This window comes from Clostridium sp. ZBS15, from assembly GCF_023845705.1.
GTDB classification, from domain to species: Bacteria; Bacillota; Clostridia; order Clostridiales; family Clostridiaceae; genus Clostridium; species Clostridium aquiflavi.
Genome location: NZ_JAMQHY010000035.1, coordinates 74,967 through 99,125, shown reverse-complemented (window position 1 = coordinate 99,125; position 24,159 = coordinate 74,967). Strand labels below are relative to the sequence as shown.

20 protein-coding genes are annotated in these 24,159 nt (G+C 26.4%); 13 read left to right on the top strand and 7 right to left on the bottom strand.

The window, feature by feature from the left end; all coding sequences use genetic code 11:
- Window positions 1-43: 43 nt before the first annotated feature.
- Window positions 44-1,969, bottom strand: a complete 1,926-nt coding sequence (locus NG904_RS10655; RefSeq protein ID WP_252231593.1) for an ABC-F family ATP-binding cassette domain-containing protein — start codon at window positions 1,967-1,969, stop codon at window positions 44-46.
- A gap of 107 nt (window positions 1,970-2,076) precedes the next feature.
- Here NG904_RS10655 and NG904_RS10650 point away from each other — a divergent pair, with 107 nt between their 5' ends.
- Window positions 2,077-2,691, top strand: a complete 615-nt coding sequence (locus NG904_RS10650; protein ID WP_252231591.1) for a TetR/AcrR family transcriptional regulator — start codon at window positions 2,077-2,079, stop codon at window positions 2,689-2,691.
- Window positions 2,692-2,814: 123 nt separating this feature from the next.
- Here NG904_RS10650 and NG904_RS10645 read toward each other — a convergent pair whose 3' ends face one another.
- Window positions 2,815-3,435, bottom strand: a complete 621-nt coding sequence (locus NG904_RS10645) for a DUF4397 domain-containing protein (RefSeq protein WP_252212716.1) — start codon at window positions 3,433-3,435, stop codon at window positions 2,815-2,817.
- Between the two features lie 10 nt (window positions 3,436-3,445).
- On the bottom strand, window positions 3,446-3,970 hold the full coding sequence (locus tag NG904_RS10640; RefSeq protein WP_252231583.1) for a hypothetical protein: 525 nt from the start codon (window positions 3,968-3,970) through the stop codon (window positions 3,446-3,448).
- 169 nt (window positions 3,971-4,139) lie between these two features.
- Between NG904_RS10640 and NG904_RS10635 the strand changes: the two genes are divergently transcribed.
- Complete coding sequence (locus NG904_RS10635) at window positions 4,140-5,447, top strand: aminotransferase class V-fold PLP-dependent enzyme (RefSeq protein WP_252212714.1); 1,308 nt, start codon at window positions 4,140-4,142, stop codon at window positions 5,445-5,447.
- A 129-nt stretch (window positions 5,448-5,576) separates the two neighbouring features.
- On the opposite strand, the gene NG904_RS10630 is transcribed toward NG904_RS10635, so the two are convergent.
- Window positions 5,577-6,794, bottom strand: a complete 1,218-nt coding sequence (locus NG904_RS10630) for a 6-phosphofructokinase (RefSeq protein ID WP_252231581.1) — start codon at window positions 6,792-6,794, stop codon at window positions 5,577-5,579.
- 218 nt (window positions 6,795-7,012) lie between these two features.
- Between NG904_RS10630 and NG904_RS10625 the strand changes: the two genes are divergently transcribed.
- Both NG904_RS10625 and NG904_RS10620 read left to right on the top strand, forming a co-directional pair.
- On the top strand, window positions 7,013-7,564 hold the full coding sequence (locus NG904_RS10625; protein ID WP_252224721.1) for a manganese efflux pump MntP: 552 nt from the start codon (window positions 7,013-7,015) through the stop codon (window positions 7,562-7,564).
- A gap of 62 nt (window positions 7,565-7,626) precedes the next feature.
- Entirely contained in the window at window positions 7,627-8,040 is a 414-nt protein-coding gene (locus NG904_RS10620; protein ID WP_252212711.1) for a Fur family transcriptional regulator, read from the top strand.
- Window positions 8,041-8,288: 248 nt separating this feature from the next.
- Here the strand turns inward: NG904_RS10620 and NG904_RS10615 are convergent, their stop codons facing one another.
- The 3 genes from NG904_RS10615 to NG904_RS10605 form a co-directional block, all read right to left on the bottom strand.
- Complete coding sequence (locus NG904_RS10615; protein ID WP_252212710.1) at window positions 8,289-9,083, bottom strand: metal ABC transporter permease; 795 nt, start codon at window positions 9,081-9,083, stop codon at window positions 8,289-8,291.
- Between the two features lie 32 nt (window positions 9,084-9,115).
- The gene (locus tag NG904_RS10610; protein WP_252212709.1) at window positions 9,116-9,790 is read right to left on the bottom strand and encodes a metal ABC transporter ATP-binding protein; all 675 of its coding nucleotides are present in this window, start codon (window positions 9,788-9,790) and stop codon (window positions 9,116-9,118) included.
- A 97-nt stretch (window positions 9,791-9,887) separates the two neighbouring features.
- Window positions 9,888-10,310, bottom strand: a complete 423-nt coding sequence (locus tag NG904_RS10605; protein WP_252212708.1) for a hypothetical protein — start codon at window positions 10,308-10,310, stop codon at window positions 9,888-9,890.
- Window positions 10,311-10,724: 414 nt separating this feature from the next.
- Here NG904_RS10605 and NG904_RS10600 point away from each other — a divergent pair, with 414 nt between their 5' ends.
- The 9 genes from NG904_RS10600 (at window position 10,725) to NG904_RS10560 (ending at window position 24,116) form a co-directional block, all read left to right on the top strand.
- Entirely contained in the window at window positions 10,725-11,123 is a 399-nt protein-coding gene (locus NG904_RS10600; protein ID WP_252231579.1) for a DUF6762 family protein, read from the top strand.
- 45 nt (window positions 11,124-11,168) lie between these two features.
- On the top strand, window positions 11,169-12,953 hold the full coding sequence (gene pepF / locus NG904_RS10595) for an oligoendopeptidase F (protein ID WP_252231577.1): 1,785 nt from the start codon (window positions 11,169-11,171) through the stop codon (window positions 12,951-12,953).
- Window positions 12,954-13,142: 189 nt separating this feature from the next.
- Entirely contained in the window at window positions 13,143-14,108 is a 966-nt protein-coding gene (locus tag NG904_RS10590; RefSeq protein WP_252231575.1) for a rhomboid family intramembrane serine protease, read from the top strand.
- 86 nt (window positions 14,109-14,194) lie between these two features.
- Window positions 14,195-14,806: a DUF2238 domain-containing protein gene (locus NG904_RS10585; protein ID WP_252231573.1), complete on the top strand. Its 612-nt coding sequence runs from the start codon at window positions 14,195-14,197 to the stop codon at window positions 14,804-14,806.
- Window positions 14,807-14,979: 173 nt separating this feature from the next.
- Entirely contained in the window at window positions 14,980-16,332 is a 1,353-nt protein-coding gene (gdhA, locus tag NG904_RS10580; protein ID WP_252212703.1) for an NADP-specific glutamate dehydrogenase, read from the top strand.
- A 579-nt stretch (window positions 16,333-16,911) separates the two neighbouring features.
- Window positions 16,912-18,342 (top strand): glycosyltransferase family 2 protein, encoded by a 1,431-nt coding sequence (locus tag NG904_RS10575; RefSeq protein WP_252231571.1) that lies wholly within the window; start codon window positions 16,912-16,914, stop codon window positions 18,340-18,342.
- Window positions 18,343-18,681: 339 nt separating this feature from the next.
- On the top strand, window positions 18,682-20,631 hold the full coding sequence (locus NG904_RS10570; protein WP_252231569.1) for a DNA gyrase/topoisomerase IV subunit B: 1,950 nt from the start codon (window positions 18,682-18,684) through the stop codon (window positions 20,629-20,631).
- A 20-nt stretch (window positions 20,632-20,651) separates the two neighbouring features.
- Window positions 20,652-23,561 (top strand): DNA topoisomerase IV subunit A, encoded by a 2,910-nt coding sequence (locus tag NG904_RS10565; protein ID WP_252231567.1) that lies wholly within the window; start codon window positions 20,652-20,654, stop codon window positions 23,559-23,561.
- Between the two features lie 18 nt (window positions 23,562-23,579).
- Window positions 23,580-24,116 (top strand): DJ-1 family glyoxalase III, encoded by a 537-nt coding sequence (locus NG904_RS10560; protein ID WP_252231565.1) that lies wholly within the window; start codon window positions 23,580-23,582, stop codon window positions 24,114-24,116.
- The last annotated feature ends 43 nt before the right edge of the window (window positions 24,117-24,159 follow it).

Below are 24,159 nucleotides of genomic sequence, written 5' to 3'. Positions count from 1 at the left end.
CTATATCATTTCTGAAATATATAGTTTTAAAACATAGTCCTTTTTAGTTTGATTCATTTAATTCTTCCCATTGTGCATAAAGTTCTTCAATTAAGCTTTCTTTGGCTTTAATCTCTTTATTAACTCTCTCACTTTCAGATGGAACTGAGTAAATTTCTTCTTTACACAATTCTTCCTGAAGCATTAATAAATCTTCTTCATTTTTATTTATAGTTTCTTCAAGAGATTTTATTTTATTTTGAAGGGCCTTGGCCTCTTTATCTAAAGCCTTTTTTTTCTTTTTTTCTGTATTTAATTGAGTCTTTGTTTTTGATGAATCCTGTTCATCATAATTTTCAAATCTCAAAGGATTTTTTTTCTTTTCTGTATAATAGCTATAATTACCTAAATAATTTATAACTCCATTTTCAGTTAGTTCTAATATTCTATTTATAACTTTATTTAAAAAGTATCTATCATGAGATATTACTAGTAATGAACCATCATAGCTTAAAATAGCATCTTCTAGGGCTTCTCTAGATGGTATGTCTAAGTGGTTAGTAGGTTCATCTAATAATAATAAATTAGCTTTAGATAACATAAGTTTTAATAAATTAATTCTACACTTTTCTCCACCGCTTAGTTTATCAATTTTCTTAAAAACATCATCTCCAGTAAACAAAAAAGAAGCGAGAACATTTCTAATTTGTGTAGTAGTTAATTCAGCAAAGTCGTCCCAAAGCTCATCTATTATTGTTTTATCAAGATTAAGATTTGATTGTTCTTGATCATAATACCCAATATTAACATTTGCACCTAAAACTTTAACGCCACTATCACTTTTCACTTTATCCATTATTATGTTAAATAAAGTTGTTTTACCTCGACCATTTTCACCTATTAAAGCAATTTTTTCTCCACGTTTTAAATCAATAGAAAGATTAGAAAATAATTTTTTTTCTCCATAAGATTTAGATAGATCTTCAATATGTAATACATCAAATCCACTTTTTACAGAGGTTTCAAAGTTTATTTTAGAAGCAGATTTTTCAACATCAGGAGCATTCAATAAGTCAATTCTATCAAGAGCTTTTTCTCTACTTTCAGCAGCCTTAATACTCTTTTCTCTATTGAATGATCTGAATTTTTCTATAATAGCTTCTTGTCTTTTAATTTCAGCTTGTTGAAGATTATAAGCTTTTAATTTACTTTCATAATCTTTTTCTTTTAATTCTAAGTATTTAGTATATGACGCATTATAGCAATTAACATGGCCATTTATAACTTGAAAAGTTATATTAGTAACAGAATCTAAGAAATATCTATCATGTGAGATTATAAGAACAGTTCCTTTATAGCTTTTTAAGTATTCTTCAAGCCATTCAATTGCATCCAAATCTAAATGATTAGTAGGTTCATCTAGTAGCAATATATCAGGTTTTAAAAGCAGTAGCTTACATAAAGCTACTCTAGTCTTCTGTCCACCACTAAGTGTTGAAATAACTTTATCAAAATCATTTTCATTAAATCCTAAACCTTTAACTATACGAGATATTTCACCCTTATATGTATATCCACCTCTGTTTTCATATAAATCTTGAGCGGTCGTATAGTCTTTTATTATTTTTTCGTGATAAGCAGCATTTTTCTCGTCATAAGGTTCACCCATTTTTATTTGTAAATTAGAAATTTTATTTTCTAGTTGTATAAGCTCATTAAATACTGTCAACATTTCATCATAAAGAGTAAACTCAGAATTTAAGTTTAAATGTTGAGATAAATAGCCTATAGATTTATTTTTATCTATATAAATATCACCTGTATCTTGAAGGATTTCTTTAGAAAGTATTTTGAATAGAGTAGATTTACCTTCTCCATTTGATCCAATTATACCAACCTTATCTCCATCATTAACAGAAAAAGTTACTTCCTTTAAAATATCATCTATTCCATAACTTTTACTTATATCTTTACAACTTAAGACAATCATTATTTATCCTCCAATGTTTTATTGTTATAATTAAATGTATATTATATAATTATACTATTTTATAATAGGTATATCAATTTAAGGAATAATCTTTGGAGGAATTATAAATGAACTTATATGACGAAAAGATTGATAAGGTTAGTGCAAAGAAGCAATTGAAGGAAAAGCAGTTATTTGATTCAGCATATGAACTGTTTTTAACACAAGGAATTGAGAAGACTTCTATAAGTGATATTGTAAATAAAGCTGGAATAGCAAAAGGTACATTTTATTTATATTTTAATGATAAACATGATCTTTTAAATAAACTTATATTAAAAAAGAGCAACAAGTTATTAAAAGAGGCTATGAATGAGACCACTAATGAAAAAATAGAGGATTTTTCAGAAAGAGTTTTATTTTTTATAGATTATATAATAGAAAATTTAAAACATAATAAGTTACTTCTTAAAATTATAAATAAAAATATTTCTTGGGGATTATATAGAAAAAATATATTAAAGCCAGAAGAATATTACAATGTAAATAAAGTGGTAGATAGTTTTATAAAAAACCTAGTTAATTCTGGCATGTCAAAAGAAGAAGCTGAAATGACTTTGTTTATGATAATAGAATTGGTAGGAAGTGTATGCTTTACAACGATAATATTTAAAGAACCTACTGATATAGATACTATCAAGCCTATTTTATTTAAGAAAATTTTAGCTATGATAAAGGTTTAAAAGTTAAGTTCCATTTAGCTTTGCTTATGCATATATTAAAACTTTGCTAAAACAGAACCTAAATTTAAAATACCTATCTTAAAATATAGATTAAATATATTAAGATAGGTATTATTTATAAAATTACTTTTGTCTATAAGCATCTTTAGTGAGGATATATCCTATTCTAGGAGTGTCATTAAAAATTCCAACTATATAAATTGTTATGAACATATTTTTTTCTAAATTAATATTACTTATAAATTTACTAAAATTATTTTTATCTGATACAACAAAATTATATATTCCAGGAGATACAGGATAGTAATCTGTTGTCTCTAAGTAAGGAATTTCATCAAATAAAAGTGGTCCATCTGGTAATGATAAAGAAATACCAGATAAGTTTGGTGAAAGATTAATAAATCTTACATATGATAGTAACGGATTAGCTTCAAATTCACCATCATCTAATTTAAAAAATGCTACTTCTTTATTTTCATAAGTTATATTTATAGTTGAATACGAGAGTGGTAATATTTCTATAGTTTTAGATATAAGGGGAGTATCATAAGTATAGGCCTTATATAATTTAATATCATATTTACCGGGAGCTATATTTATATAATTTGAAACTTCTCCAAATGAGATATTAGAATATAGTGGTTTATCATTTGCATAAATATCAACACTTAAAGATTCAGGAATAGCATGTATAAACCTTACATTAGATTCTATATCAGGTAATGAATTTCTAAATAAAAACATATAATTTCACCTACCTTTTTTCACAATATTGTAGTGACAATGTTATTATTCTTTTAATAATCATCCTAGCCATTGGATAAGGAATACCATAACGTAAAAGGGTATTCAATATATTAGGATTATTTTTTTCAATTCTTAAATAAATTCTATTTACCTGATTATCGGGCTTAGCACGCTCTAAATCTTCATTTTCATTTAAATCTAAATCAAAACCTCTTAATATTTTATCAGGAGTCAATTCAGAGGGATTTTCTTCTTTTATAGCATCATTTTTTGTGTGACAATTTTCATTTAATTCATTAACATAACAGTATAGCTCAGATTCAACAGTTTCATCTGGAAATAAGTCTGAAGAATTAATATCACCTCTAAAATTATGATCAGGTTCATTATCGAAGAGAGAATTATTAACCTTAAAAAGGGGTGTTAATGATGAATGATTACAGCGAAAATTAAAAATGTTTTGTAGTGGCATAAAATCGTAATCAAAGTCATTATTACATTTAATATTCATATATTTTTTATCAGGTTTCATTTTTTTACAATACCTCCATATATTATCTTAATAACTATATGACTATAAAAGACTATTTGTTACACTTTATAATATGAATTTATATACATATATATTACTTAAATTAACTACATTCCTTGGTGACACAATAAAAGCTACATATGAATAGGATATATTGGAGGAGATGTATATGAGGATAAAAAATGAGGAGAACGTTAGAGATTTATTTCTTGGAATAGATGAAAAAGTTTATGATTATAGAGGTCATGGCATAAATTCAATAAATTTTGATAATGCAGCAACTACACCTACTTTTAAATCTAATTTTTCATATATGAAAAAACTCAGTAAAACTTACGCATCTATAGGGAGAGGTACAGGTCAAAAAGCAGAAATAACTACTGAGTTATATTATGAATCAAAAAAATTTTTAATGGATTTTTTTAATATAAAAAATAGAGATAAATATGTTGTAATCTATGTTAATAATACAACAGAAGCTTTAAATAAACTTGCTAAAACATTAATTAAAAAAGATGATGAAATTGTTCTTATATCAAGAATGGAGCATCATTCAAATGATTTGCCTTGGAGAAATAGAGGAAAAGTTGATTATATAGAAGTTAATAAAGAAGGAAGATTAAAAATTGAAGAGTTAGAAGAAAAGTTAAAAAGTAATCTTGGAAAAATAAAATATGTATCCCTAACTGGTGCATCTAATGTAACTGGATATATAAACAATATTCATGAAATAGCCAAAATAGTTCATCAATATGGTGCTAAATTAATAGTAGATGCAGCTCAACTTGTAGCTCATAAAAAAATTAGTATTAGCGGAAATTCAAAAGAAGAGGATATAGACTTTTTAGTATTTTCTTCTCATAAAATATATTCTCCATTTGGAATAGGTGTAATAATAGGATTAAAAGAAGATTTTATAAATTCTCTTCCAGACTATTCAGGTGGAGGAACAGTGGAGCTGGTTTTAGATAATGAAGTAACTTATCTTAAGCCACCAGAAAAAAATGAAGCAGGGACTCCAAATTTTTTAGGAGTAATGTCTTTAATAAATTCATTAAGAGAATTAAGGGATATAGGATATCAATTTATTGAAGAACATGAGAAAGTTCTTTTAAAAAGAATGTTGCAAGGCCTTGAAAGCATTCCACAAATAATTAATTACGGTGATACCTTTAATATTTATGATAGGCTTGGAATAGCTGTTTTTAATATAAATGAATTTTATGACAAAGAAGTAGCTGAAATATTAGCTAAGAGGCGTGGAATAGCAGTAAGGCATGGATGGTTTTGTGCACATCCTTATTGTAGAAGGCTTATGGGAATAAGCGAGGAAGAAGCAAGTTCTTTTTTAAATGATGAAACAAAAAGAATGCCAGGAATGATTAGAGTAAGTTTTGCAGTATATAATACAGAAAAGGAAATAGATTTCTTTTTAAATACAGTAGAGGATATTGCAAGAGGAAATTTAACTTTATAAATAATGAACTTTTAGATATATTCTAAAAGTTCATTATTTAGATAATATGAAATCTTGGTTATATTAGATTTTTATAGTAAGAGAGTTATTAGTTTGAGTTTAATAACTCTTTTACTCAGTTAAACATAATTAGACATTAAAAACTTTATATTGTGGTAAGTTATTTTCTAGTTTTAAATTAGGAATATTTTTTACTAATGGTGAAAAATACTCACAAGCTTCTTCTTTTAAAAAGTTTCCATCCTCATTAATCCATTCAGAAGGGAAGTACCTAACATTATTAGCTACTTTATCAGCATCTACTAAGAAATAAGATGATTTATAGTCTTTAGAATCTTCACGTTTTATAGCAACCATTTTACCACTTTCATTATTTGCTGCACTTTGTAAAGCTACATAACCAACATCATAAGCTTCATTTAAATCAGAATCAGATGCAAAGTGCATAGCACAACGTTGTAAAATTCCTAGTTCTAAAGCCTTTACTCTTTTAGTTATACCGGCATCAAGAAGTAAATTTCTTAGATACTTACTAACACCACCTAATTGAGCATGTCCAAAATTATCATTAGAAACACATTGGAATTCAGAGATAAATTTACCAGTTTCATCTTTAATACCTTCTGATACAACAATATAAACTTTATTTTGTTTTTTAAATCTTTCTCTAACATCATTTATAAATTGGTATTTATCAAAAACAGTTTCAGGAAGATAAATGAAATCAGCAACAGGTTTGTTATCTATTTTTGCTATGCAAGCTGAAGCTGCTAGCCAACCTGTGTCTCGTCCCATAGTCTCTAATATAAATATACCATTATTTATATAAACTGAAGAATCTAGATAAGTTTCTAATACTGATGTTGTAATGAACTTTGCTGCGCTACCAAAACCAGGTGTATGATCTGTAAACATTAAATCATTATCAATGGTTTTAGGAATTCCTATAAATTTTATATCAATATTATTTTTTTTAGAATAAGCAGAAAGTTTGGCAATTGTATCCATTGAATCATTTCCACCTACATAAAAAAATGAAGTTATATCATATTCTTTTAATATTTTTATTAAATTTTCATATTCATCACAAGAATTATCGGGATTTTGTAATTTATATCTACAAGATCCTAACCCAGAAGATGGTGTATATCTAAAAGTTTGTAATTCATCTTCATTAATTAAGGTAAGATCAATTATATTTTTATTTAAAATTCCTTCAATACCATTTAAGCCACCATAGACCTTATCAAAAACTTTAAGTGACTTGTTAGCGTGTATTAATCCTACTACACTAGAATTAATAACAGAAGTTGGACCACCAGATTGTGCAATAATACAATTAGACATAAAAACGCTCCTTTTTAAAACATAATAGTATAAATGTGATATACTATTTACTTATTAGTAATACTCTATTTAATAATATACAACAAAAAGTACATTAAATAAATAGTTTTTTTGATAAATATTAAATTAATTAATTATTTTTGCATATATTTTCAGTTTCATAATAATAATTATTATTATAGATAGTAATTTTAATAGATATAAGGAAAGTGATTATTATGGGTTTAAGCGAAGTTATATTAATAGGAATTATATTAGCTATGGATGCGTTCGGCGTAACACTGAGTATAGGATTAAATTCTATACTTACTTACAGAAATAAAATAAAATTTATACTGTCATTTGCTTTTTTTCAGTTTTTGTTTACTTATGTTGGAGGTACTATAGGATATTTATTTGATCTCTATATTGTAAATATATCTTCTTTGGCAGGTGGTATAATACTTTTTATTATAGGTATACTTATGATGTTTGATGGATTGAATAATGAGAAAAATGATGTATTAGAGAAGAGTAGTACTTGTATAATACTAGGAGTATCTGTAAGCATAGATGCGTTAGTTGTTGGATTTACTACTCTTCATAATTTAAACAATAGTTTACTTCTTATATTAGATTCTTTGCTTATAGGGCTTATAACATTGATAATATGTTTAAGTGGATTATTTTTATGTAAATATATAAGAAAGATTAGTTTTATAAGTAAATATGCTGATTTTTTAGCAGGAGTTATATTAATATTATTTGGATTAAAAATGGTATTCTTTTAGTATAGTTCTTTAATAATCATGTGTTATAATAAACTTAAGAATGTTTATTAGGGGATATACTAATGGATTTAAAAGAATTTTTAAAAAATAAGAATATAAAAGTAACCAAAGGAAGAATTGAGATATTAGAAATATTAAGAATTTCTAATAATAGTTTGAGTGCAGAAAAAATATATCAAATATGTAGATGTGATAATATAAATATTAATTTAAGTACTATTTATAGAACATTAGAGTTATTTGAAGAAAAAGATATAATTGATAAAATTGTTCTTGAAGATGGAGTATTTTCTTATAAATTAAAGAAAAAGACTCATATGCATTTTTTAAAATGTGATATTTGTCATAAAGAAGTTGAGATTCCATGTCCTATGATTCAAATACAAGAACTTGTAGAAAACAAAACTGGTTTTACATTAACAGAACATAACCTTATTCTTAAAGGTGTATGTCAAGAGTGCAAAAAAAATAAGTAAAGTATAGATAGAGTTCTTAACTTCAAATTGAGTTTATAAAGTATTGAGAATTAAAAAAATCGTTATTTTAAAAGCGTTTTGCCATTATTAAAATTATAGATGATATCTATGTAGGATAAAGGATAGGATTTTGCTTTAAGAATATTAAATTATTGATAATACTAATAAAACAGAACTAAATAAAAAATGCTACATAAGAATTTATTTTTAAAATAAATGTTTATGTAGCATTTTTTATTACCTATGTTTTAATGATTTTTGTTAGAAGTAAAAATTAAAGTTAATATTAGCATTATTACTGAAGTTAAAGCAATTGTTCCTCCAGGAGCGCTATTAAGATAATATGATAAAACTAGACCTAATATAACATCTATTAACCCAAAGATTATAGAAAAAATTAGTGTTTTATTAAACCCCTTTTTTAATTGCATAGCAGTTGCTACAGGAACTACCATTATTGATGAAACAACTAAAATTCCCATTATTTGAATAGAAAGAGATATGGTTGCACCAACTAATAATGTAAATATGTAATTTATAAGTTTAACATTTATTCCAACAGTTTTAGCACCACTTTCATCAAATGTTACATATATTAATTTATTATAAATTATAAGTAAAAGTATTATACAAACAGCACCAATCAATGCAATTAGTAAAATATCTGCTCTTGTTACAGTTAATATACTACCAAATAAAAAAGAATCTACTTTAGCAACAGCTTTACCGCTACTTACTAATATAATTGCAATACCTAAACTTAAGGTCAATACAATAGACATAACTAATTCAGAATATTTTTTATAATAATCTCTTAGAAATTCTATTATTATTGCACAAAGTGATGTAAATAAAAAAGCAGTAATTATTGGATTTGTTCCTATTACGAGGCCAATAGCTACTCCAGCAAAGGATGAGTGTGATAATGTATCTCCGATCATAGAATTTCTTCTAAGAACAATAAATAGACCAATAAATGGACAAAGTATTGCTACTATAATTCCAGCCATAAAGGCATTTTGCATAAAACTTAATTCAAACATATATAATTACCTTTCTAAAATTAATAAAATAGTTACATTGCGCAAGACTTATGATGTTCACATTCAAGATAATTAATAAATTCTTTTTTAGTATATAAAGTAAGAATGCCACTATTAACTTTTAAAATATGAGTAGAATACTTAAGTGCAACATCTGTATTATGTTCAACAGATATAATTGTTTTGTTTAAATCTTCATTTAAACTTTTTAATAAAGGATAGATTTCATTCTGACTTTTTTCATCAACTCCAGTTGATGGTTCATCTAATATTATTAAATCAGGATTTCCTATAAGGGCTTTTGCAATAAATATTCTTTGTTGTTGCCCTCCAGATAAATTTCCAATTAATGAATTTTTGAAGTTTTTCATATTAACTTTATTTAATACGTCATCTATTTCAGTAGTTTTTTTAATTCCCATGGTTTTTGCATGCATTGTTAACAGTTCTTTTACTGTTATAGGAAATTGAGAATTAAAATTATCTAATCTTTGAGGTACATAAGAAATTTTATTGAAATCTAAAGTTATTGAACCTGATGTTGGTTTTAATAATCCAAGTACCAATTTTATAAATGTACTTTTACAACTACCATTTTCACCTAGTATTGATAAGTAAACACCACCAGGTATATCAAGTGTAATATTCTCTAATAAAAGTTCAGATTTGTTTGTATATGAAAATGATAAATCTTTTATTTTTATCAAAAAGTAATCAACTCCTTAAAAATAATATATTTAGGCATTATATTATATAACACCTAAATATATTATATACTTAGTTGCAAATTGTTTGCAACTATTACTAATTATATACTTCATCTAGTACCCAAAAATTACTTTTATCTTTTTTAAAATTTCCTTTTAAAATTGTTTTTTTATGAGGTTCTTCTTTTGATAATCCGGAAGCTTCTACAAGAGCATTTTCTCCATCAGAATAAATTAATGACATTTCTTGAACTCTAAGAAGCTTATCCTTTTTATCAAAGCCGTTAGTAAAATAATGTTCAACAGAATAAGCTAAATCAGCACATCTTTTTTGAATATATATTTCTTTTGTAATAATAAAAGAAGAAAGAACTAAAGTAATTAAAATTAAAAATGTGCAGATATAACGTTTTAAAATAGTTCTTTTTTGTTTTTTCTTTACCTTTTGTTTCTTATATCGATTTAAATCAATTGTATTATTTTTTTTTATATTTCTACTATAAAACTCCTGCCTCTCCATAAACACCTCCTGTAATGTTTTTAATATGTTTTGGAAATTAAAAAAAATTCTAATAATACAAAACTAAAGGTTAACATAATATAAAATGTTGTAAGAAAATATTACCATATATTTACAAATATTTAAATGTTTTTTATACATAAAATGGAAAAATATAATAAATAAAAGCAATTCTATTGCTTATTAAGATAAAATATACTTATAATGTATTTAGGCACAATCAAAAAAATAACAAGTCCATTTGCCAGCCTATTTTTCATCATGCTGCGTCGTCAAATTGACCTAATAGGCACGCTAGGAGGTCAATTCATCTTCTTGCTTGATGAAAAATATTCATTGCAACTTTGAACTTATTATTTATTTTCATGTGCCTTATTATAAATGAACAAATATTTAAAAGGATGGTGCTGAATTATGGAATTTTCAAGTTTAGTTTTAATAGAGAAAGATAGTGAAACAGGATTTATAAAGAAAGAGTTAGGAAGTTTTGAAGTAAGTGAAGGTGGATTATTTGTTAAAAAGTTTTATGTATTAGATGGAATCGTACATATGTATTTTGATACTAATAAAAATGTAGAAGAATGGGAATATTCAGCTATATATGATTTATTTAATACAGAAAGATTCACTGAAAAAGGATATGAAATAGAGGAAGACTTAGATGAATATGATCCAACATATGTTATAAAATTTAAATATGAAGATGATTTTGATTTTATTAAAGAAAAAATACGCGAATGTACAACATTAATACAAGAAGAAATGAATAATGTATGGGAAAATATCAAAGATAAGAAGGAAGAATATATTTAAAATCTTAAAGTATGTACTATTGTAATTTAAATAGGAGGTAAATTAATGGAAGAATTGAAAAAGAGAGAAGAAATTGAATCCAAATTTAAATGGAAAGTAGAAAAAATATATGAAAATATTGATGAGTGGGAAAAAGAATTTAATGATTTAAAAAATGAAGCTCATAGCTTAAAAGATTTTTCAGGTAAATTAAATTGTGGAGAAAGTATATTAGAGTATTTAAAGTTAAGTGAAGAAATATCAAGAAAAGCAGAAAAGTTATATATATATGCTCATTTAAAGTCTGATGAAGATACTTCAAATGCAACATATCAAAGTTTAATGAGCAAAATTGATATATATATGGCTGAGTTTGCAAGTTATACAGCTTATTTTGTTCCAGAAATATTGAGTTTAGAAGATGGTTTTATAGAAAAAGAAATAGAAAGATTAGATGAATTAAAACTATATAAATTTTTATTTGAAGACATATTAAAAGAAAAACCACATGTATTGTCAAAAGAAATGGAGGAGCTTTTAGCTCAAGCTTCTGATTGTTTAGATGCACCATCAGCTATCCATAATATTTTAACTAATGCAGATATGACATTCGGAAAAATAAAAAATGAAGATGGAAAAGATATAGAATTAACAGAGGGCAATTATTCTTCTTTTATAAGAAGTAAAAATAGGGAACTTAGAAAAAGAGCATTTGAACAGTTATTTGGTGAATATGAGAAACTTCAAAATACATTAGCCACTTCTTTAACTTGCTCAATTAAAAACTTTAATTTTAGCAGCAAAATAAGAAAATATAATTGTGCCTTAGAAGCGTCACTTAAACCTAACAATATACCTTTAGAAGTATATAAAAATGCTGTAAAAGTTATAAATGATAATTTAGATTCTCTTCACAGATATGTAAAAGTGAAAAAGAAACTTTTAGGTTTAGATGAAATTCATATGTATGACTTATATGTTCCAGTTATTGAAACTCCAAAAGAAAAGATAGAGTTTAATGATGGTGTAGATATAGTATTGGATGCACTAAAGCCATTAGGTGATGAATATTTAAGTATATTTAAGAGTGGTATAGAGGATGGTTGGATAGATATATATGAAAATAAAGGTAAAAAAGGTGGAGCATATTCATGGGGTGGATATGATACAATGCCTTATGTATTATTAAATTATAATAATGAACTTGGTGATGTATCTACATTAGCACATGAAATGGGCCATTCAATTCATTCATATTATTCAAGAAAAGAACAACCATACTATTATGCAGGATATACTTTATTCTGTGCAGAAGTTGCATCTACTACAAATGAATCAATACTTATTCATTATTTAATAGATAAAGAAAAAGATGAAAATAAAAAGCTTTATTTGATAAATCAAGAATTAGAGCAAATAAGAACTACTGTATTTAGACAGTTAATGTTTGCAGAATTTGAATTATATACCCATGAGACTTTAGAAAAAGGAATACCTTTAACTTCTGAAGATTACAATACTAAATGGCATGAATTAAATGTAAAATATTTTGGACCAGATATGGTTGTAGATAAAGAAATAGATGTTGAATGGTCAAGAATACCTCATTTCTATTCAGATTTTTATGTTTATCAATATGCTACAGGTTATGCAGCAGCTTCAGCATTTTCTAAAGCTATTTTAGAGAAAAAGGAAAATGCGGTTGAAAAATATAAAGGCTTCTTAAAATCTGGAGGAAGTGATTATCCAATAGATATACTAAGAAATGCAGGTGTTGATATGACTACTGATGAACCTTTAGAAGCAACGATAAAAAGATTTAATGAATTATTAGATATGATTGATTTTTAAAGAATAAGGATATGTTTAAGCAATGTGTTGATATATCTAAAACATAGCTAATAAAAATATATTATATAATGCTGTCTTAATTTTTAAGGCAGCATTTGTATTACTTATGTGATAAAAAATCATAGGAATATATGTTTTAAAATATAGCCTGAAAAATATAAATAGATAATAAAAGGGATGGACTTAAGAATGAAATATTTAGAACAAAAATTATTTAATTTCTTAATAAAAAATGATAATTTTTATATTAAAGAATATTATAGTAAGTTTTATGATAAATTAAATTATATTGCAATAAAGGAATTACCATATGGTAGCTATTGTGTACTAGTTACAAGTGAAGAACATGAAGACATAAACGTAGATGAAGTTGTAACATATTTAAAAACATTAGGAAAAAATTTTGCTTTAAATATAGTGGTATTTTCAAATGGAGAATATTTAGGAAGTAAACAGGAAAATATAAATAAATTAGTTATAAATAAAAAAAACAATAACATAGTTTTATGTGATAAATCATGTGAACCTTTGAAAAATATAATTATTAATATAAATAAAAGCTCTGAATTTAAGTTGAATAAATTTTCAAGAAATAAGAAGAGCACTTTAATTTTAATTGCAATAAATCTGATTATATTCTTATTAACAGTATTTGCATCTAAAAGCATATTATACATAGATATAAATGTATTAATAGATTTTGGAGCTAAATATAATTATTTAATATATCAAGGTGAGATTTGGAGATTAATAACTTGTGCATTTTTACATGGAGGTATAACTCATCTGTTATCTAATATGTATGCATTATATATTTTAGGACCACAAGTAGAAAGAATTTTTGGTATTAACAAATATTTATGTATATATTTTACATCAGCTATAACTTCAAGTTTATTAAGCATATTATTGAATGAAAATTCAGTATCGGTAGGAGCATCTGGAGCTATATTTGGCTTACTTGGAGCAATACTAGTATTTAGTATAAAAGAAAGACATAGATTAAAAAAGGGGTATATATTAAATTTAGTAGGAATAATAATTTTAACTTTAATGTCTGGATTTACCATTAAAGGTATAGATAATTTAGGGCATATAGGAGGTTTTATTGGTGGTGCAATTATTACTCGCATTTTAATGATTAGAAAAATATAGAGGCTTTAATTTTAAAACAAATTACAGTTAATATTGTTTAAAAAAATATAGTTTAAGAAGATATATAAATTGAGGAGGAATAAATTTTGAGAAGAAAATTAACATATGATGAAATAATAACAATAATAGTGAGTGCAATATTAGTAATTCACTTACTATTTAATATATTATTTCAGTCAGGTGATAATGTCTTTAGAATTGTATTACTTATTATTACTATTTTTATTGCAAAGTTTGTTTTTTCTGTTACTTTTATTAAACATTGTAAAATGATTTACTTGTTAATTTTAACTTTCATAATTATGGCTATGTATGTAGGCAATGTATTTGATATATATACATATATATATTGTTATGATAAAATACTTCATTTTGTATCTGGAATCATAATTAGTGTTATAGGATTTTCTATATATGTGAATTATACACATAAAGTTAGTGATAAATTAAATCCACTATTTTCACTAATTTTTATATTAAGTTTTTCAATAGCAATGGCTGGCGTTTGGGAGATATGGGAGTTCTCTACTGATAGATTATTTGGTTTAAATTCTCAAAATAATAGTTTGATTGATACTATGCTAGATATAATAATAGGAACATTGGGATCTTTAACAATATTACCTATGGAATATAGTTGTATTAAAGGCAAAAATATACGATTTTTTAAAAGATTAATTAGTGAAATTATAAAATAACCCTAAAATTACAATTGGTAAATTAATAATAAATAGTAACTTTATATGATATAATGTGAATTTTTATATTATTTTAATAATATTATAGCAAAATAATACCTCAAGGTGTATTATATAAACAAAATCATTTAAACTAAAATAATTGATTGTAAAATTTTAAGGAGATGAGTTTAATGGAAGCAAAAGCAATGGAATATGTTGATGGGGTATTAAAAAGGGTTAAAGAGGTTAATAAGGAAGAAACAGAATTTATAGATGCGGTTACTGAAGTATTAAATTCTTTAGTACCAGTATTTGCAAAGCATCCAGAATTTATAGATGCGGCTTTACTTGAGAGAATAGTTGAGCCAGATAGACAAATCATCTTTAGAGTACCTTGGGTAAATGATAATGGGGAAGTAAAGGTAAATAGAGGATTTAGGGTACAATTTAATAATGCCATAGGACCATACAAGGGTGGATTAAGATTTCATCCATCAGTAAATTTAAGTATAATAAAATTCTTGGGTTTTGAACAAATATTTAAAAATTCTTTAACTGGATTACCAATTGGTGGGGGAAAAGGTGGTTCAGATTTTGATCCAAAAGGAAAATCAAATAATGAAATAATGAGGTTCTGTCAAAGTTTTATGGCTGAATTATACAAACACATTGGACCTAATATAGATGTTCCAGCAGGAGACATTGGTGTAGGTGGAAGAGAAATTGGATATCTTTATGGTTACTATAAAAAATTAAGAAATGCTAGTGAACAAGGGGTTTTAACTGGAAAAGGATTAACTTTTGGAGGTAGCTTAGCTAGAACAGAAGCTACTGGATATGGTTTAGTATACTTTACAAATGAAATGTTAAAAGATAATAATATGACATTTGAAGGTAAAAGAGTAGTTATTTCTGGATCCGGAAATGTAGCTATTTATGCTACTCAAAAGGCACAAGAATTAGGTGCAACAGTTGTAGCTTTAAGTGATTCTAATGGATATATATATGATGAAAATGGAATAGATTTAAAAGTTATAAAAGAAATTAAAGAAGTAAAGAGAGGCAGAATAAAGGATTATTTAATTTATGTACCAAGTGCTAAGTATGAAGATGGATGCAATGGTATTTGGAAAATTAAATGTGATATAGCATTACCTTGTGCAACTCAAGGAGAAATTGACTCGGAAAGTGCAAAAATATTAGTGAATAATGGAGTTCAAGCAGTAGCAGAGGGTGCTAATATGCCATCAACTTTAGATGCAATAGATATATTCCAAAATAATAATGTGTTATTTGGACCAGCAAAAGCGGCTAATGCTGGAGGCGTTGCTTGTTCGGCTCTTGAAATGTCACAAAATAGTTTGAGATTATCATGGACATTTGAAGAAGTAGATGAAAAACTTAAAGATATAATGAAAAATATATATAACAACTCTAAAAATGCAGCAGGAGAATATGGTAATTCAGGAAATATTGTAGCTGGAGCTAACATAGCTGGATTTATGAAAGTAGCAGAAGCTATGATAAGTCAGGGAATTATATAATTTTTTTACTTTTATATCAATAAAGCATTTATAAATTTATAAAAATTAACTTTAGGTAAATGAAAATAAATAACAAGTCCAAAGTTGCAATGGATATTTTTCATCAGGCAAGAAGATGAATTGAACTCATAGCGTTCCTATTAGGTCAATCTGACTACGTAGCATGATGAAAAATAGACTGGTAAATGGACTTGTTATTTTTATAGAAAAAATTTATCTTAATTTTAGATTTTTGAAAAAGTAAAATTAAGATAAAAAGGATTTTTTAATTACAAAAATTACATTAATAAATATTCGAATATATGCAAATTATAAAGATATAGAATTAAAGTATGATTTATAATATTTATTAATTTACCAAAAAGAAATATGCATTATTAAATAAATGATAAAGAAACTAAGAAAACTCATGGTAAATGATTACAAAAAACGCAAATAAAACAATCTTAATTTTATCTTAAGAAAAACATACTTGATTTTTTATTTATATTGAAATATATTAAATAAAGGTGTAATTAAAATGTGTAGATAAAATAATAAGTGAAGAATTAGCTTCATTTAACATTAGGAGTGAATGTAATGGGAAAAAATATTTTTACCATAACAACAACGATATTTCAAATATTTGTAATTATATTAACTTTATATTATATGGTGTTAGGTTTTTTTGGTCTTATTAGGAAAAAGGAAAAGAAAAATTATACTCCTAATAAGAAATTTGCGTTATTAATTGCAGCACATAATGAAGAAGTAGTTATTGGTAAATTAATTGAAAGTATGTTAAATCTTAATTATCCCAAAGATATGTATGATGTTTTTGTTATAGCAGATAATTGTACTGACAATACTGCTAAAATATCAAAAAAATATGGTGTTAATGTGTGTGAAAGATTTAATAAAGATAAACGTGGCAAAGGTTATGCTTTAGAATGGATGTTTGATAACTTATCTAAAATGAAAAAACAATATGATGCAGTAGCTATATTTGATGCTGACAATCTAGTTCATAAGGATTTTTTACAAGAAATCAATTCTAAAATGAATGATGGATATAAAGTTGTACAAGGCTATATTGATAGTAAAAATCCTGAAGATTCATGGATAGCAACTTCATATTCAATAGCTTTTTGGACTCAAAATAGAATGTTCCAATTAGCTAGAGAAAATGTAGGATTTTCTAATCAAATAGGTGGAACAGGTTTTGCAATAGAAACTGAAACTTTAAAAGAATTAGGTTGGGGAGCAACTTGCTTGACTGAGGACTTAGAATTTACATGTAAGCTTGTGCTAAATGGAGAAAGAGTAGGATGGGCTCATGATGCTATAATTTATGATGAGAAACCACTAAAATTATCTCAATCATGGACTCAAAGAAAAAGATGGATGCAAGGATTTACAGATGTAGCATCAAGATATTTTTGGAAATTAACTAAAAAGTCAATTAAAGAAAGAAAATGGTATATATTTGATTGTGCATTATATGTATTACAACCATTCATTACTTTGATGTTAGCTGCATCAGCAATTTTAACAATAATACAATTAGATACATCAGGACATGATATATTTGTTTTGAGTCAAGTATTCCAAGGAAATGTTTGGGTTGGTATAGGAATTAAGGTATTTGCTTTAATACAATTTATAATTACTCCATTAATATTAGCAGTTGAAAGAAAGATATCTAAGGGTTTCTTTGTAATGACAGCGTTGTATTCAACTAACATATTTTTTATTCCTTACATTTTAGATATAGTAAAAAATTATGGATTAGATGCAACAAAAAATTATGGTGTAGCATTAGGAATTACTTTAGGATTTAATGTATTATTCTTATTAGCAGTCTTCTTATTATTAGGAAAGAGTAATTTAGTATTATTTTTCAGATTCTTATTATATGGATTATATACTATAACTTGGGTTCCTATTACTATTCAAGGAATATGGAATAAAAATAATAAAGAGTGGAATCATACTAAACACATTAGAAATATTGAAATATGTGATGTTTAAATTTGTTATATAGAATTAGATTTAAAGAGTGCTTAAAAGGTGTAATAAAGCTTAAAATTTTTATTACATAACTAAATAAAGCACTCTTCTTTCGCGTATGGGATATATGGAATATGGTAAATTAAAATTAAATATTTTATTTTTTGACATGAGATGTAAAATAAAGTATATTTTTATAGTATAATAGTACATAAGTTCGCATGTCTGTACTAAAAGTAAATTTACTATAAATAATAGCTATAGTAAACAGGGAAAATATAATATAGAATAGTGAGAGTTAAAATATTAGTACTTACTTAAAAAAGATAATAGATTTAAGTATAGTTTTAGGAGGGCCTTATGGAATTAAAAAATAATAATTATGATGTTACTGATTTAACATCTTTAGAGAAGTTGGAACCAGTAAGAATTAGACCTGGTATGTATATAGGGTCTACAGGAACTAAGGGATTACATCATTGTATATGGGAAATATTAGACAATGCTATAGATGAGATTACAAATGGATATGGAGATAAGGTAACTATTATTTTAAATGAAGATAAAAGTGCTACAATTTATGATAATGGTAGAGGAATACCAACAGGAATACATCCTTTAAAGAAAAAATCAGGTGTTGAAATGGTATTTACAGAACTTCATACTGGAGGTAAGTTTGATAATAAAAATTATAAAACTTCTGGAGGACTTCATGGAGTTGGAGCAGCTGTAGTGAATGCTTTATCAAAATGGGTTGAAGTAGAAGTGTATCAAAACAGTAATATTTATAGACAAAGATTTGAATATGCTTTTGATAAGGAGTTAAAAAGATCTATGCCAGGTACACCTGTGAGTAAGTTACAGGTAATTGGAAAGACTGATAAAACAGGAACGAAAGTCACTTTTAAACCTGATTCAGAGGTATTTTCTTCTACAGATTTTAAATTTGATGTTATAGATAGTAGATTGCAAGAGCTAGCATTCCAAAACAAAGGAATAAGATTAGAACTTATAGATAGAAGAAAAGATGAGGAGATTCAAAAAGAATATTACTCAGAAAATGGTCTTTTAGATTTTATTAATTACTTAAATGAAAGCAAAACAGTTATTCATGACAATCCTATTATTTTTGAGGGAGAAAGAACAGTAAATAATCTTCAAGTGCAAGGTGAAATCTGTATACAATTCACAGATTCATCAACAGAGTATATAGCAAGTTATGTGAATAATATACCAACTACTGAAGCTGGAACTCATGAAACTGGATTTAAGACTGGTATGACGAGAGCTTTTAAAGAGGGTGCTAAGAGGCTTAACTTAATAAAAGAAAAGGATAAAGAGTTTGAAGGTAATGATTTAAGAGAAGGTATGACTGCAATACTTAGAATTAAAATTACCAATCCGATTTTTGAAGGACAAACCAAAACTAAACTAGGAAATAATGAAGCGTATACTATGATGAATGATTTAGTATATACTAAATTATTAGAATGGATAGAAGATAATAAGGAGTTAGCAACAACTTTAATTAGTAATGCATTAGAATCTGCAAAGAGAAGAGAAAAAATTAAAAAGATAAATGATGCTGAAAAGAAAAAGGTTGGAGTTGGAACAGCACCTTTAGCAGGTAAAATTGCAGTGTGTACATTAAAAGATAAAAGTGTTAATGAATTTATAGTTGTTGAGGGAGACTCAGCAGGAGGTTCTGCAAAACAAGCAAGAGATAGAAGATTCCAAACTATAATGCCATCTAAAGGTAAAATAATGAACACTGAAAAACAAAAGCTTGAGAATGTTTTAGCTTCAGAAGAGTTAAGAATATTTAATGCGGCAATTGGAACAGGGACATTAGAAAATTATAAACAAGATGATATGAAATATGATAAAGTTATAATAATGAGTGATGCTGATGTAGACGGATATCACATAAGAACATTATGGATGACTTATATTTATAGATATATGAGATCGTTAATTGCAAATGGGCATCTATATTTAGCACAACCACCTTTATACAAAGTATACAAGGTTAATAAAGGTTCTGAGACTGTAAAGTATGCATATAGTGATGAAGAGCTAGAAAAGGCTAAAAAGGAAATTGGGAAAGGCGCATTGATTCAAAGATATAAAGGACTTGGAGAAATGAATCCAGAACAATTATGGGAAACTACTTTAAATCCAGAAACAAGAACTCTTATACAAGTTACAATAGATGATGCAGCAAAAGCAGAAAAAATGATATCTCTACTTATGGGCGATGTAGTAGAGCCGAGAAAAAATTATATGTATAAATACGGAGAATTCAATTAAGTTAAGAATGGAGAAATATTATGGCAAAAAAAGTTCAAAGTATACCAAGAGATAATAATATAATTAAAGTACCATTAGAGGAAGCTATGCCTGAAAATTATTTGCCTTATGCTATTGAAGTAGCCAAAGAAAGAGCACTTCCAGATGTAAGAGATGGACTAAAACCAGTGCACAGAAGAATACTTTATGGAGCATATCTTCTAAAGGCTTTTCCAGATAGACCCTATTATAAGTCGGCAAGAATAGTAGGAGATATATTAGGTAAATTTCATCCACATGGAGATTCATCAGTGTATGATGCTATGACTATTTTGGCACAGAATTTTTCAACAAGAGCTCCACTAATAGATGGTCATGGAAACTGGGGATCAATTGATGGAGATAGTGCGGCAGCCATGCGTTATACAGAAGCTAGACTTGCACCTATTTCCATGGAAATGTTGAGAGATATAGATAAGGATACTGTTGACATGGTTCCAAACTATTCAGATAGTGAATTTGAACCTAAGGTATTACCAAGTAGATATCCTAACCTTTTAGTTAATGGATCATTTGGAATTGCAGTAGGTCTTGCAACTAATATTCCTCCACATAACTTAAAAGAAGTAACAGATGGAGTATTAGCATATATAGATAATAATGAAATAGATATTAAAGAATTAATGGAACATATTAAAGGACCAGATTTGCCAACAGGTGGAATATTAATAGGAAAAAATTCACTTAGATCAGCATATGAAAGTGGTGTTGGTAAAGTGGCTTATAGAGCGAAAACTAATATCGAAAAGCTAGACAGTGGTAGAATTGGAATAGCTATTACAGAGTTCCCTTATAGAAGGAATAAAGCAAAATTACTTCAAACTATTTCTGAGATGACAGGAGATAGAAGACACTCAAAGGCATTAGAGCTTATATCTGACATTAGAGATGAGTCTGATAGAAATGGTATACGAGCAGTAATAGAATTAAAGAAATCTGCTGATGAGGATAGTGCAAATAAGATATTAAAATACTTATTTAAAAAGACAGAACTTCAATGTAATATAAGTTTTAATATGGTTGCTTTAGCTGACGGAAAGCCTGAAACCATGAGCCTTAAAGATATGATAAGGCATTATGTAAATCATCAAAAAGAAATAGTAACAAGAAGAAGTGAAAAAGAGCTTGAGGTAGCACAAAAGAGATTCCATATAGTGGAAGGTTTTATTAAAGCTATAGATGTGCTAGATGAAGTTATTGCAACTATAAGAAGCTCAAAATCTAAAAAAGATGCATCTAATAATTTAATTGAAAAATTTGCTTTTACAGCAGAACAAGCTCAAGCTATATTAGAATTAATGCTATATAGATTAACAGGTCTTGAAATAAAAGTTTTTGAAAAAGAATACAAAGAACTTGAAAGAATAATAAAAAGACTTGAAAAGATATTATCAAATGAAAAAGAATTATTAAAAGTTATAAAATTTGAATTAAAAGAAATAAGTGATAAATATGGGGACGAAAGAAAAACTCAAATTATAGAAGATGATGCCAAGAGTAAAATAGATATTGAAGAACTTATAATAGTTGAAGAGGTTATGATAACTTTATCTAAAGATGGATTTATAAAAAGAATACCAGTTAAAAATTATATTAGATCCAATTCTAATCCTGAGGATATAGAATATAGAGAAGGGGATAAGTTAGAATATCTAATAAGTTCAAATACTAGAGATAGTCTTCTTATCTTTACGGATAAGGGGTTTATGTATCAAGCTAAAGGAATAAATATTCCAGAATTAAAATGGAAAGAAAAAGGTGAAAGACTTGATACTATAATAAAATCACTAAATTTAGAAGATGAAAAAATAGTTGAAGTTATATCAGTAGATAACTTTAATCCAAATAAAATTTTTAGATTTATAACTAAGAGTGGTGGAGTAAAAGAAAGTTCACTAGATAAATTTGAAACATCTTATGGAAAGCTTCAAGCATTAAAATTAAGAGATCAGGATGCATTACTGAATGTTAAATTAAGAGATAGAGAAGAAAATAATGATTATTTAAATATAAAAACTAAATTAGATTTAGAGTTTACAATAGAAGTACCAGAACTTGAAAATGTGCCAAGAAACATTTTACCTATTCAATTATTTAATTTATCTATAGATGATGAAATTATTGAGGTAAATGAAAGTAAAGAAGAAGAGTATTTTGAATTTAACATAGGGATTAATGATAAAAATATACTTAAGTCTTATAAGACATCAAAAGTAGATTCGAATAGAGCAAAAATTAATTCATTAAAAACCTTATTGCTATTTAGTAATAAGGGGTATATGTATAAAATACCTGGATTCTTATTGAAAAATATAATGAATGAAGATATTAAATTAGAAGTATTTACAGGAGAATTAGAAAAGAAAGAAAAGATAATAAGAATAAGTTCAATTTCTTCTTACGATGATAATTTAGCACTTTATTCTTTTAGCAAAAAGGGATTGGTAAAGAAAACTTTATTAAATGAGTTTAAAGTAAATACTCAAAAGCAATTTTTCTATAAACTTAAGACAGAAGATGATGAGGTTATATCTGTAGATATAAATAATATAACTTTAGGAAATTTAATAATGATAACTAAGAAGGGTATGGCAATAAGATTCCCAGTTGAGAATGTTAATTCTATGGGAAAAGTTGCATCTGGAGTTACTGGTATTAGTTTAAGAGAAGAAGATGAGGTTATATTTGGAGCATATGTTTCTAAATACTTAGAGGTTAATGGAAATATGGTTATAATATCACCTAGATCACAAGAAATTTCGCTTGCTTCAAAGGCAAATGAGAAATTAAATATAACTGTTGAAGATATAAAGCTTCAAAATCGTGCTGGAAGAGGAACTAATGTTATGTTAATGATTGATGATGAATTGAAAGATGTTATGATTGTATAATAGTAGGAGGAGAATTTTATGAAAAAGGCATGTGTATTATTAGCAGAAGGTTTCGAAGAGGTTGAGGCATTAACTATATCTGATATTATAAGAAGAGCGGATATGGTTTGTGATTTAGTTTCGATGAATAAAGAATGTGTAACTTCTTCTCATGGAGTTACAATAAAAGCAGATAAGATCTTTAAGTCTGATATGGAATATGATCTAGTAGCACTTCCAGGTGGGATGCCTGGAGCAAAGAACTTAAGAGATGATGAAAGAGTTATAGAGTTTGTTAACAAGCATGATAAACAAGGTAAAATAATAGGTGCTATCTGTGCAGCTCCTATAGTACTTGGAAAAGCAGGATTAACAAATGAAAGAAATATAACTTCATATCCTGGATTTCAAGATGAACTTATAAATTGCAACTACAAAGAAGATAATGTTGTTGTTGATGGTAATATAATAACGAGTAGAGGTCCAGCAACAGCTATAGAATTTGCTTATAAGTTAATAGAAAAATTGGGATATGATAAGGTAGAAGAACTAGCTAAGTCTATGTTATATAAATAATATATCAGTGTATAGATTTAAATATAAGGCTCTGTTTTAAATG